12 protein-coding genes are annotated in these 12076 nt (G+C 42.8%); 1 reads left to right on the top strand and 11 read right to left on the bottom strand.

The features are described from left to right. Positions 1-7: 7 nt before the first annotated feature. The 11 genes from IQE94_RS07025 to IQE94_RS07075 all read right to left on the bottom strand — a co-directional run bounded on the left by IQE94_RS07025 (position 8) and on the right by IQE94_RS07075 (position 11077). Positions 8-2143, bottom strand: a complete 2136-nt coding sequence (locus IQE94_RS07025; protein ID WP_223342971.1) for a lactate racemase domain-containing protein — start codon at positions 2141-2143, stop codon at positions 8-10. Positions 2144-2247: 104 nt separating this feature from the next. Continuing rightward, a complete protein-coding gene (locus IQE94_RS07030; protein ID WP_212717062.1) occupies positions 2248-2679 on the bottom strand; it encodes an anti-sigma regulatory factor in 432 nt (143 codons plus the stop codon). Positions 2680-2684: 5 nt separating this feature from the next. Next, the gene (locus IQE94_RS07035) at positions 2685-4574 is read right to left on the bottom strand and encodes a PP2C family protein-serine/threonine phosphatase (protein WP_212717063.1); all 1890 of its coding nucleotides are present in this window, start codon (positions 4572-4574) and stop codon (positions 2685-2687) included. A 112-nt stretch (positions 4575-4686) separates the two neighbouring features. After that, positions 4687-5013 (bottom strand): anti-sigma factor antagonist, encoded by a 327-nt coding sequence (locus IQE94_RS07040; RefSeq protein ID WP_212717064.1) that lies wholly within the window; start codon positions 5011-5013, stop codon positions 4687-4689. 47 nt (positions 5014-5060) lie between these two features. Then, positions 5061-7184 (bottom strand): glycogen debranching protein GlgX, encoded by a 2124-nt coding sequence (gene glgX, locus IQE94_RS07045; protein WP_223342972.1) that lies wholly within the window; start codon positions 7182-7184, stop codon positions 5061-5063. 6 nt (positions 7185-7190) lie between these two features. Continuing rightward, positions 7191-7523, bottom strand: a complete 333-nt coding sequence (locus IQE94_RS07050; protein WP_212717066.1) for an anti-sigma factor antagonist — start codon at positions 7521-7523, stop codon at positions 7191-7193. Positions 7524-7532: 9 nt separating this feature from the next. Further along, on the bottom strand, positions 7533-8027 hold the full coding sequence (locus tag IQE94_RS07055; RefSeq protein ID WP_223342973.1) for a hypothetical protein: 495 nt from the start codon (positions 8025-8027) through the stop codon (positions 7533-7535). Then, a complete protein-coding gene (locus IQE94_RS07060; protein WP_223342974.1) occupies positions 7976-9355 on the bottom strand; it encodes an N-acyl-D-glucosamine 2-epimerase in 1380 nt (459 codons plus the stop codon). Before IQE94_RS07060 ends, IQE94_RS07055 begins: the two co-directional genes overlap by 52 nt. A 24-nt stretch (positions 9356-9379) precedes the next feature. Then, on the bottom strand, positions 9380-9976 hold the full coding sequence (locus IQE94_RS07065; RefSeq protein WP_223342975.1) for a DJ-1/PfpI family protein: 597 nt from the start codon (positions 9974-9976) through the stop codon (positions 9380-9382). 181 nt (positions 9977-10157) lie between these two features. Continuing rightward, complete coding sequence (locus tag IQE94_RS07070) at positions 10158-10499, bottom strand: carboxymuconolactone decarboxylase family protein (protein WP_223342976.1); 342 nt, start codon at positions 10497-10499, stop codon at positions 10158-10160. 11 nt (positions 10500-10510) lie between these two features. Continuing rightward, on the bottom strand, positions 10511-11077 hold the full coding sequence (locus IQE94_RS07075) for a hypothetical protein (protein WP_212722311.1): 567 nt from the start codon (positions 11075-11077) through the stop codon (positions 10511-10513). 523 nt (positions 11078-11600) lie between these two features. Between IQE94_RS07075 and IQE94_RS07080 the strand changes: the two genes are divergently transcribed. Beyond that, complete coding sequence (locus IQE94_RS07080) at positions 11601-12041, top strand: putative quinol monooxygenase (protein WP_370630528.1); 441 nt, start codon at positions 11601-11603, stop codon at positions 12039-12041. Positions 12042-12076: the final 35 nt, after the last annotated feature.

Consider the following 12076-nt stretch of genomic DNA (forward strand, 5'->3'; position numbering starts at 1 on the left):
ACCATAACTAGTGGTAAACAATTAATGGCTCTTGCAAGAAAGCAATACGTAAATCTTGAGACTGGTGATTATAATATTGCCCATAGCTTACTGCTAATTCTAAGCATTGCTGGGGTGAATAAACCTTCAGATCAATGCCCCAAATACCTAGTAAATTTAGGCAAATTTTGTGTTCATTTAGTTTTTTTCTTAACGTTAAAGGAAGATAGTTGTTCAAATTTGGATCAAGCTTTGTTAAATAATTTAATACGGTTTGATTATCTGTGGCCAGCAAGAATATTTCAAATTTATGCAGTAGCTTTAAACACCGCAAAGCCCTTTGCCCCCCTTCTCCTAAACCCTCAGACAATTGATAATATTGTTGGAGTTGATCGATTTTAGCAATCACTGCCATTAAATTTTGTTGGTTAAGATAGATATCAAGTAATTCTTGAACAGATTTTCCTTCCTTGCTGTAGTCATTGGCATAATTTGCCAAGGTTGCTTGCAGAAATTCCCTAGCATTAATTTGATCTTTTGATAAGCTAGATAGCTCTTGGATAATCAACACTAAATTTTTGACCATTATAAGAAAATCATCAAATTCACTAATCAATTGTAAATGATGATGCCAAGCGATTAAAATTTGTCGACGGTAACTTTTTATAATACCGATAACATCATCTAAATCTTTACAAATTTGTAACTGTTCATCAAGCAAATTTATTTTGCTGCAAACTATTTTTTGTAAAATATCTAATTGTTTTTTTGTCCCTTGATTACCAATGCCACCATGGTTTTGCTGTTCTCGACAAGGGTTAAATAGTAAGGCAACTCTTTGACGGGGAGTATCCGCCAACAGACAATTTTCTTCGCTATCCCACTCGCAGAAATACTGTAGAGCCCTAGCTCCAGCTAAAATATCGGTACCTTTCTTTTTATCTGTATCTGCTACTAAAATATGAATTTTTTTTGGTAAGTGAACAGTGTGACTTTCTTTAGCGATCGCCGTGAGAGATTGCCGATTTTTATCCTTTTGACCGAACCAAAAACCGTTAATATGCTGATTTTGCAAGGAAACAACGGAAAAACCAAGGGGATAGGTACGGGCAAGACAGGGAGTATGGGTTAATAGCGATTGATTAAAACACTCTACTAAATGCTCCAAGGTATGAACAAAGGCATTTTCTGCTGTGCTCGGATTGATTGCCGAACTAAGCAAAACTTTAGTGCTGTGACTACGGCGAATGGCCTGAATATTGGCCAAACCCACCACCAACATTTTATTTAAACCACCACTTCCACCTCTTCTTTCGTAGGGATGTAGCTCTGTGTCTCCTGCCACAATAGTGAGATGGTGTTGCCATAATTCCTCAGGTAAGCAAAGACAATATTCTTGAGATGAATTTAAATTATCAAATACATTCGTGATAATTTCTTGAGATTCCTCATTTAATTTATTCACTTGATCAGTGAATTCAAATTGTTTTTTTATTAATAAATTTTCATCTAAATCCGATAAATTAACTGCATGTGAATAAGCGATCACCTGATGTAATTGTTGTTGAAATTGGGCAGTGTTCCAATTCAAACTGGTAAAGCTATAATCAGAAATTTCGTCCAACTTTAACTGGTCTTGAATTTTAATTTCAACTTGGGGTTTTACCGGAGCAATTGTGGTCTGTTGACGAATAATAACCCCTAGATCAATTAGTTTTCGATAACGCTCCTCTCCCAAATATTGGCTTACACTTTCGTCTGTCATAGGAGGATGAGTACCCAAACCAAAAAGTATGGTAAATTGTAAATGCTTATAGGTTTTTTTGAAGTAAAAAATAGCGTCTAGAAGTAGGTGGGTAGCAATGGCTGTACGGGTGTGATCAGGAAAAACTAGCAGTAATTTAGCTGAAAGATTGCTATTTAACAATCCTAATTTTTCCAAAGCTTTTGCCAGGTAATCAATACAAGCATTAAACACTTGACTATGGTTAAAGTGTTCATACAAATTTATTCTAGCCGTTAAATAATAGCCTCCTTCAGGCAAACTTACACTAAGCCCTGGAAAACTTTGCAACGTAATAGGCTGCTGGCTGTGACATACGTGCAACGGCTCTGGCCGGTGGGGGGCAATTCGGCAATAGTTTGGCAGAGGTAACATCGCCATGGGTGAGGACGCAATAACAAGGGAAGGGTTGCAGTGGCCAAATCAAATATTTAAATGTTAGGAATTTTTGTAATTATTCAATTAATTTACTTCCCATGGCAATATTAGCCATTGCCTGGGGAGTCTAGGTTCATCACCAAACAACTAATATTTTTATCATCCTTCACTTCATAGGTAAATTCATCTACACTTTGCAGAGCCAAAAAAATTCCTAGTCCACCGATGGGTCGATCCTCCGCCTCTAAGCTCAGAATTGATTGATCAAATTGGCGATCGCGGGGATCATAGGCTAGACCAGTGTCCACCATTGTGACCTTTAATTTACGCTTATCTGCTTCTACTTGGATGCTAATTTGATTGTGTCCCGGTGCATTAGCATAACCATAGTTAATAATATTAGTTGCTAATTCATCCACTGCTAATCTCAATTTATAAGCTCTTTTTTTTTGTAATCCTACTGCTTGAGCTTGATCTAAAATATGTTTTCCAATACTATTTAAAGCGTCTAAATCAGCGGGAAAATTTAAAATAGTCATGGCACCTAATTACGATAAACAGCAATCATAGTAATGTCATCGAACTGAATGGAATCATCAATATGACTGATTAGTTCTTGTTTGATTATGTCTAGGATTTTTGTTCCTGCCAAAAAATTTGTTGTTAATGTTTCCGCTAGTTTTTTACGTCCAAAAAATTCTTTAGTTGGCGATCGGGCATCGGTAACACCATCAGTATAGCCAATTAACATTTCTCCAGGATCGATTGTTAGACTATCAATTGTGAAAGTGGAATCGGGCATCATCCCTACGGCGGGACTAGTGGACTTTAATTTGTGCTTGATACCCTCAGAATTTAAAATAAAAACCGGTTCATGACCAGCATTGATATAACTTAGATTGCCATTACTAACATCAATTACACCAAAAAATAAGGTGGCAAACATGGCCATATCTCCGTGCTCAGTGGCGATGTAATCATTAGTGAGCCGCACTGCGTTTAAAAATTGAACAATAACTTTCTTTTTGCTGTCACCATCACTAGCACTACATTTATGATTCACATCACGGATACAGGTATCCCCCGGCATCGTTTCTCCGGAAAATACCCTTAATAAACTACGGAATAGACCCATAAACATAGCGGCTCCTACCCCTTTATCGCATACGTCACCAATGACAATCGCCAGGTAATCATCACCTAATAAAAAAGCATCATAAAAATCCCCAGAAACAGACCGAGCTGGCTCAAAAACAGCATTTATTTGCCACTGGGGCAAATTAGGTAAACTAATGGGTAAAAAGTTTTGTTGAATTTGTCGGCCTTTTTCTAATTCCAAACGATTGACCCCATCCTTAATTTCCTGGGCAATCAGGGTTTTAATTTGATTTTTCATGTGGATGAAACTATTGCCCAAAATACCAATTTCATCTTTACCCTGGACTGTGATGGGATAATCTAAATTCCCCTCGGCGATCGCCTGGGATGCCTTCGTTAATTCCAAAATAGGAATGGTACTGTGGTGGATGACACTCCAGGATGCGAGGGCAACAATAGTACCAATTACTACAACCAGTAAATAGCCAACTTTATTAATATCGTAAATAGCAGCTTCAATGCTAGCCTCTGAATCTTCTAAAATTATTCCCCAAGTTTTAGACCCCCTCAGTTGAATGGGAGAAAGATAGGCAAATTTACCGTTGCTATAAATAATACCATTATGGTTTTTAAGTAGCTTGTCAACTAAGGGAGAATTTTGTCTATTTTCAAGCTGAGTATATTGATTAATATCAGTATCTGCATAAATATAACCTTGGTAATTAACCAGTAAAATTCTGTTAACATCAGCATCTTTTGCTATATTTTCAATCAATTTTGCAATACTGGTTAATGGTAAACATTCAATCACGACACCGGTCTGGACTTCAGAATTGGGAGCAGTGATAGGCATAATCAAACAATCTTTACTGTCATTATAATCCTTGCCAGGAAACAGACGATTTAAATGTCTATTTGCTTTTTTTACTTCGTCAAACCATTCTTTGGAAGGTAAGTTTTTCCCTGGACGATAATTATCGCTACTGGCAACTATTTTCCCCTGTGGATTAACAATAAGAAAAAAACCATTCCATTGATGAAACCTGATAAATTCATTTAAAAAAAAGCGAGCCTCTTCGGCTCGAAAGTTAACTACCTCTGGTTGAGAAGCAACAAAGGCTGTATTTTCACGCCGCTCCCGATCTAATCTAGTCACCATCTGAGCTGTTAGCTTTGCATGGCCTTCTAAGTCTTTTTGAGCAATTTTTTTTAGTTGTTTTTCTGTATATAAATCCAGCAGAAAAATTCCTCCCAGTGTAGAGGGAATTAGGCAAAGCAGGAGGAGGCCAACAATGCGAAACCGAATTGATTGCATGAACGGTTGAATCAGTTTCATGGGTTGCTGCACCAAGGATAATTTAGTCTTCTACCAATGCGATTTCTGCTTTATTGTTAGGCAATTCCTTTCCCCCCCGGGTTAATGAAAGGATCATGAATGTTTATCGGCCTTAGATAGCAAAATCGTAACTATCTACCATGTGAAAGCTTTGATGCAGTCCTGTTTGTTCAATGGTATCGTTAACCATTTCTTGAGTCCCTACCAAAAAAATCTCTACCCCCGTTCCCATTTTTTGTTTGGCGAATACCAAAACCCTTAAACCAGCGCTAGACATATATTCTAACTGATCCATCATCAAAACTAATTTGGTGATATTGGCTTGGGCCGCTGTTTCGATTTGTTCTTTAAACAAGGGAGCAGTACCCCCATCTAATTCGCCGATGAGGGTTAATTTTGCCTGACCATTAATGGTTTCCAATTCAATGCTAAAAGCCATGGTTATAAAAAAGAATAATTGAATAAAATTAGGTTTGCTTTGGTAGTTTACTTCGCCAATAAAATTACTACACTCCGATCGCCAATGAGCAACGATGATTGGGGCTCTAGGGGCGGCTCTTCACCGGGGAGATGTATATCTTCCGGGGGGTGGGCTCCCGTGTTGGCAAAAATGTGCCAGATCGTGCCCACCGGGGGCGCCGGCAGTTCAAACCAAAGACTTTCGTAGTGCATATTCATAGCTACATAAATTTGATTGTCCTTAACTTTGCCTCCTTTAGCATGTTGACCACAGAGCATAAAAGCTAGAACCCGGCTATCGGCGGACCAATCAGCATGCCAGGCCCTTACTCCATGCCAACTGATATCTGGGAAACCCGCCCCCAGGTAATCGCAGTTCTGGAAATGTTCACTGTTGCGTAATACAGGATGGGCCAAACGGAAGGCAATACAGTGTTTAACAAACCTAAACCAGTCTTGATTTTGTTTGGGTAAATCCCAATTGAGCCAATTTAAGGGGGAATCGTGGCAATAGGTATTATTATTGCCCCCCTGGGTTTTGCCCATTTCGTCTCCCATCAACAACATGGGTACTCCCTGGCTCACCAATAAAATGGCGATCGCGTTACGCATTTGGCGTGCCCGCAGTAGGAGAATTGCCTCATCATCCGTAGGACCCTCTACGCCGCAGTTCCAACTGTAATTATCGTTGGCTCCGTCATTGTTATTCTCCCCGTTGGCATAGTTATGTTTGTAGTTATAGGCCACCAAATCCGCTAGGGTAAAACCGTCGTGGGCCGTAACGAAATTGATAGAAGTGGAGGGAGGTCTTCCTGCCCCTTGGTAAAGATCGGGAGAACCCTGTAGCCGTTGGGCCATTTCTCCAATTACCCCCGCATCCCCTTTGATAAATTTCCGCACCGTATCTCGGTATTTGCCGTTCCATTCTGCCCAGCGGCCATAGCTAGGAAAACAACCCACTTGGTACAGCCCCCCTGCGTCCCAAGCTTCGGCAATTAATTTAGACCGGGCCAAAATGGGATCAAAAGCTAGGGTTTCCAATAGGGGCGGATTAGCCAAAGGGTAACCCCAGGGATCCCGGCCCAAAATAGAAGCCAAATCGAAGCGAAAACCATCAATGTGAAATTCCGCTGTCCAGTAGCGCAGGCAGTCCAACACCATGCCCCGCACAATGGGATTGTTGCAATTGAGAGTATTGCCAGTACCGCTGAAGTTGAAATAGTAACCCTCGGGGGTGAGCATGTAATAGGTTTTGTTATCCAATCCCCGAAAGGAAATGGTGGGGCCCCGTTCATTGCCTTCTGCCGTGTGGTTAAATACCACATCTAAAATAACGGAAATGCCTACTTTATGCAGTTCTTTGACTAGGTTTTTCAGCTCGTCAATCTGCATACCAAATTTGCCGGTGGCCGCGTAGCCCGCTTTGGGGGCAAAAAAGTTAACGGTGCTATAGCCCCAGTAGTTAACCAAAAACTCCCCTGTTTCTGGGTGGTAACGGCTATGTTCAAACTCGTCAAACTCGAACACAGGCATTAGTTCAATGGTATTGACGCCCAATTCCTGCAGGTAGGGAATTTTGCCCAAAATACCGGCAAAGGTGCCTCGGTGATTTTCTTTTACTCCAGAAGAAGGATCTTTGGTGAAGCCCCGCACATGCATTTCATAGATGACCATGTCTTCCAGGGGAACCTCCAGGGGGGAGTCATTTTCCCAATCAAAATCGTCAAAGCTTAGGCGTCCCCGGTGTTGGTAAATGTCATCCCAATTGGGTTGGGCTCCCCAAACGTCCCGGCCGCTGACTACTTTGGCATAGGGATCAAGCAAAATTTTACTGGTATCGAACCAATGCCCTTGCTGGAAGTTGTTGGGGCCATCCATGCGGTAGCCGTATTCCAAATTTTCGAAATCCAGATCAAACACCACCATGCAATAGACATTGCCAATGCGAAAAGATTCGGGAAAGGGAATTTCCACAAAGGGTTGGGCCCCCTGCTTCTCGAATAGCACGAGGGTACAGCCGTTACTATGGCTGGAATAGACGGAAAAGTTAACTCCCCCCGGTACAATGGTGGCTCCAAAGGGGAAAGGCTGGCCACAGCGGAGCTGATAACCGTTAATGGTGTGGGTCGGATGGACATCAATGCGTTCCATGGTGGCCTAAGAAAATGCGTTCTTGCCTTCAGCAAGGGTGGGACAAATCGAGAAAAAGTCGAGAAAACCAGTTACGGCCATGGTGTCCAGTAGTTCCTCTGAAAGGCCGACTAGAACCAGTCGGGCGGAGTTACCTTTAGTTTGGCGATAGAGGTAGAGCAAAAGTCTTAACCCGGCGCTGGACATGTAGGGCACCCCGGTCATATCCAAGAGAATCTTTGCCCCCGGCTGGGCATGGGGAAGAATAGCTTGGTGGACTTGGGGAGCGGTGTTGGCGTCTACTTCCCCTCCTAAGGTGACAAGGATAATGTCTTCCTGTTGGTCAATCTGAATATCCATGGATTTGGGTTAGTGGGTGGGAATTAAACGAACTTTTACTTTGACCCTTTCCTGGGTGTCGGGAAGCTGGACTGTCAGCTGTTGGGCATCAAAATTTTCGTATGGTTGTCCGTCAATTTCCACACTGGCGATCGCCACACTGCCGGGGGGAAGAATATCGGGGGCGACTCTTAAAATCCCGTCGGGGAAACTATTCGGCAGAGGCTTAAAGTAAAAGTCCATGGGGTGCTTGGTGATCAAGAAATTGGTATATACCGCCGCCAGATAGCACAATTCAAAGGAATGGTAACCACTCATGGAATGACTCCCCTTGGCCCGTTCGTTACCACCGGCTAAGTAGGGGATGCCATTGGCGAGAACGTTAAAATAAATACCCCCATCCTCCAAATCCAGGAACCAAGCATTGTAAAAAGCGGCCGCTTCCCGAGCATGGCGATGGTATTCGTCGCTATCTAAAGCCCCCCCATGATCAGGTAGGCCAAAATGGCCTGTTCCTGCTGCCACCAGGCTTTGCGGTCATGCCAAACAAATTGATGGTAACCACTGTTGTTGTCCAGTAGGCGCTCCACTACGTCGTACCAGCCGCCCCGCTGTTGGTCACTGCCCACCGCCGGCATGAGGTCAGAAATCTTCTTGGCCAACTCCACATATTTTTCCTTGGGTTTGAGGCTATTCATGCGCATCAAGTTCCAGGCAATTTTGAGGTTATGGCCCACCACCGCTCGATTTTGTTGCCAACCCCAGGTGGTGTCGTGGCTCCAATCTTCGTAAAATCTTTCCTGCACAAAGGGGCTGTTGTCGTAATCGGGAAAGTACTTCTCAATGGTGTCGAAGGTATATTCCAACATGTCTGCATATTTTTGTTCCCCGGTGGCGAGCAAAAGGTTAATTAAATAGGCTGGCGCATGGTCTCCGACAGAATTCCAATTCTTCCTAGCTTGGTTGCGCCCCAAGGATTCACTGCGGGGATCGAGCATTAACGGGTCGAGGTGGGAGAAATAGCCGCCGTACTCGCTTTTATCTAAGAAAAATTTGTCAAATAGCTTGATGGTCTGCTCGGCGTCGTGGAGAATACGGCGATCGCCAGTGCAACGGTAGGTTTGGATTGGCCCGGCTAAGGCATAGATTTGTTCGTAGGCAGGAATAGCATCGTAGTCATCGCCAAATTCCGAAGCAAATATTTTTTGCTCCTTTTCCCCCTGCACATCAATGGCATGGTACCAATAAATAATATCTTCGTCCTTATCTACAAAGCGCATGTGCTCCCGCAAATATTCCGTCCCTTTCTCCGCCGCTTCCAAGAATTGGTCTTCCCCGGTCATCATAAAGGCCGTGGCAAAACCATAAACAAGCCGGGAAATCGTATCCGTTTCTTGGCGAAAATTTACCGTTGAACGCTCGCCGCTCACGGATAAATCGGTGCGATAGTTACGGTAATCAATTTCTTCTGTGCCAAATTGAGCCTTAACATAAAACTTACCCAGGGCATAAACCTGCTTAATCCACCAATCCTGCTTTTCAAAGACATATTCCTCGGCTTTTTTACCAGCAAAAACCACCTGTTTCCCGTCAAAAATATCGCTGTCTGGATAAAAAACACCATAGACAAACAGAAATCTGCCGGGAGTCAACCAAGCCCCCATGGTTCCCGTTGCATCGATGTAGGCTTCATCAAAATTTTGGATTACCTTGGCATAGGCCATGGGACTAAGCTTAACTTTGAATTCCCGGTGATCGGAAGTGCTGAGGACAAAAATGCCATCCTCGGCGTTATAGCTCACCACATAACCAGCAATCAAATCAGAAACGGGGAAATTAATTCGAGCATTCATGGGGATTCAGTAACGATTTAAAATCTAAGCTTCGATTTGCTCAACAAAAACTTTAACAAATTGCTCAATCATGCCAGGGTGTTTGCCGGTAATTAGATCGCCGTCAATCACTAACTCAGAAGTTTGATCTCCTTCGTAAACAACATCAGCTCCAGCATTTTCCACGTCACAAATAATGTTGTGGGCGCAAGTAACTTTTTTTCCCTTAAGTAAATCGGGATCAGCGCAAAACAGCCACAAACTATGGCAAATAGTGCCTAATTTCAATCCTTTAGTAGCCACCGCCTTGCGCAGAAAAACCACCCCCGGAGCTTGATTTTTTTCTCCTTTTTTCACTGTAGCTTGGTACCGTAGACGATCCATGGCGTAGGCCCCAATGGCAATGATGCCTTTGTAATTTTTGGGGTCAATATCATTAACCTCCGTTGTGACGGTGACATGGTATTCTACCTGATCATTTTCTGGGTTAGAACCAAATTTAAGTTCTGGCTGCCCCCAAAGGTGGCTGATGTATTCAACTTCATAACCATGGGCAGGAAAATATTCGTTGAACCAGCGGTATTCCGTGCCGTCAAAGTGTTCTTCAATAAGAACACCAATTTTGCCTTTGATTGTTGTCATGGTTACTATTTAGATGAATTATTTCAGGTTAATTAAGATTAACAAAAAGAACTAGTTAAATTAGCAGTGGGTAGTGAAAGCTATCTCCAATCTGTGCCCATAAAATTACGGTCGTATTGAAGCAGATTTTGTCTTAGTTAACTTTAGGATTTTCAATCGTGCAGAAAAGGCTATCACACCTTTAGGAAGATGGCTCAAAAATTGTCTTGAAGGCGGCGAAGGTACTGGCCGCTTTGTTGAATCCACCATAGACACACATGAACAAGAGCACTTCTTCGATTTCTTCCTTAGTTACCCCTTGTTTAAGGGCCATATCCACATGGGCTTGGAAGGGGCCGTTTAGGGTTTGGTTGGCCACGTCCACCGCAATAACAATCAAAGCTTTGGTTTTTTGATCAATCAAAGGTAAACCCCAAGCTTCCCCCGCCGCTCGGGTACAGAAGTCACCAAATTTAGGGTTAATGCCGCCTAAAATTGCTTGCAGATCCTGATCATCTAATACGGCATTTTTGAACTCACTCATGGGGCCAACTCCTAGGTGGTGATAAGTTTCAGCAAATTGTCCGGGGCAAACACATCGCGGTAGAAAGTAAGTTGTTCGGTTTTGAGGTAACAACCGCCCCGGTGACCCCGCCGCACCCAGGTGACATTACCCTTGGCAATGGTCTCGTAGGTTTCGTCATCCACACACTTCCACTCAAAGAAAGTATGCTCACCATAGAACATGACAATGGGCCAGACCATGGTTACCCCTGGCTGGGCGATGAGGGCCCACCAGTGCTTTTCCCGTTCTTGTTGTTGCTCCAAACCAGAGTAGGGGCCGTCCTGGCAAAAATACACCAAATCCTCCCGATACTCTCCGGTGAGAATGTCCCCCCGCCCCTGGCGCAGGGCTTCACAGTGGGTAGGCCACCAGTCCTTATTTTCTTGCTCAATGATTTCTAAGGTGTAGTTGGCATCAATGGCGGGCAAGGTGGCTTCTTTCATGGCCACATATTTAAGCCCTTCTTCGATTAGTTTCTGCCGTAGACCTTCCGGAACTAGCCCTGGTTGGGAATAGTTAGCCTTCAGGTTTAAATAATAATTTCTTCTTGCTGGCATAGATGACATAAAGATAACCCAAAAGGAATCTAATGGCGCAAACAATAGGGCATAAACAGGATTTTATCTTTCCCGTTGACCGATGGTTTGTTCAAAAGCATACCATGGCTTTATACCATGGGCTCTACTGTGACGAAATGTTACTTAAAACATCCTTGGGGCAGGTGCGTTTAAGCTTATTTTTCCTGCCTTGTCCTTGGGTAAGTGCTCTTTTAGTCAGGAAAGTTTGACTTTGGCGATCACCGAAATTTTTACATCCATGACAAGGACTACATCTGAATTCTTGACGTAACAATCGGCACACTAGTTAATGTGAAAAAATGTTAAAAAAATAACGCTTGTTTAAGGTTTTTCTTATAATAGCTTGGGACGACTCGGCGTGCTATTCTTTTTTCCAAAGCGCTACGGAGGGGTCTCTAATCCCACAATTAACAGGGGGCATGGAATCTTATGAGTTTTCCAGTACTGCTAGCATTGCTTGTTTACTGGCCGCCATTTAACTATTCTTGCAATCATCTATGCCATGAAAACTAGAGCTTTATTCCGTGGTCAGGCAGTTTTGCTCGGGGTACTTTTGACCCTAGTGATTCCACTGTTTTTTTTGTTGAGTATTTTTCTCCTTCCTTTGCCAGCTTGGGCAGATACCGATGACGTAGCCAATCAGTCTATTATCGTGGCAGGTAATATCAAGGTAAGACCGGAGAAAAGACAAGAATTCATTGCCCTGTCCCAAACTTTTATTGAGCCTTCTCGGTCGGAACCTGGTTGCATATCCTACAGTTTTTACGAAGATGAAACGGAGGATAACAAATTTTTATTTTTTGAAGTATGGCGAAATCGTGCGGCCTTAGATTACCATTTTCAGACTCCTTACTTTCATGAATTTGTTGAAAAATCTCCAGATTTATTGGTTAAAGCAGCAGAAATCAAAGTCTATAAAATAGCTGGGTTTGAAACATTATAAATTTCTGTCAACCTCCATAAGAACATGAAAAATTT

Source organism: Synechocystis sp. PCC 7339 (assembly GCF_019924095.1).
Lineage (GTDB): Bacteria > Cyanobacteriota > Cyanobacteriia > Cyanobacteriales > Microcystaceae > Synechocystis.

Bases quoted from the DNA above. Each gene is read 5' to 3' on its own strand.
- IQE94_RS07030 (WP_212717062.1), bottom strand. From the start codon at position 2,679: ATGACTATTTTAAATTTTCCCGCTGATTTAGACGCTTTAAATAGTATT.
- IQE94_RS07040 (WP_212717064.1), bottom strand. From the start codon at position 5,013: ATGGCTTTTAGCATTGAATTGGAAACCATTAATGGTCAGGCAAAATTA.
- IQE94_RS07035 (WP_212717063.1), bottom strand. From the start codon at position 4,574: ATGAAACTGATTCAACCGTTCATGCAATCAATTCGGTTTCGCATTGTT.
- IQE94_RS07025 (WP_223342971.1), bottom strand. From the start codon at position 2,143: ATGGCGATGTTACCTCTGCCAAACTATTGCCGAATTGCCCCCCACCGG.
- glgX (WP_223342972.1), bottom strand. From the start codon at position 7,184: ATGGAACGCATTGATGTCCATCCGACCCACACCATTAACGGTTATCAG.
- IQE94_RS07080 (WP_370630528.1), top strand. From the start codon at position 11,601: ATGAAAACTAGAGCTTTATTCCGTGGTCAGGCAGTTTTGCTCGGGGTA.
- IQE94_RS07075 (WP_212722311.1), bottom strand. From the start codon at position 11,077: ATGCCAGCAAGAAGAAATTATTATTTAAACCTGAAGGCTAACTATTCC.
- IQE94_RS07050 (WP_212717066.1), bottom strand. From the start codon at position 7,523: ATGGATATTCAGATTGACCAACAGGAAGACATTATCCTTGTCACCTTA.
- IQE94_RS07060 (WP_223342974.1), bottom strand. From the start codon at position 9,355: ATGAATGCTCGAATTAATTTCCCCGTTTCTGATTTGATTGCTGGTTAT.
- IQE94_RS07070 (WP_223342976.1), bottom strand. From the start codon at position 10,499: ATGAGTGAGTTCAAAAATGCCGTATTAGATGATCAGGATCTGCAAGCA.
- IQE94_RS07065 (WP_223342975.1), bottom strand. From the start codon at position 9,976: ATGACAACAATCAAAGGCAAAATTGGTGTTCTTATTGAAGAACACTTT.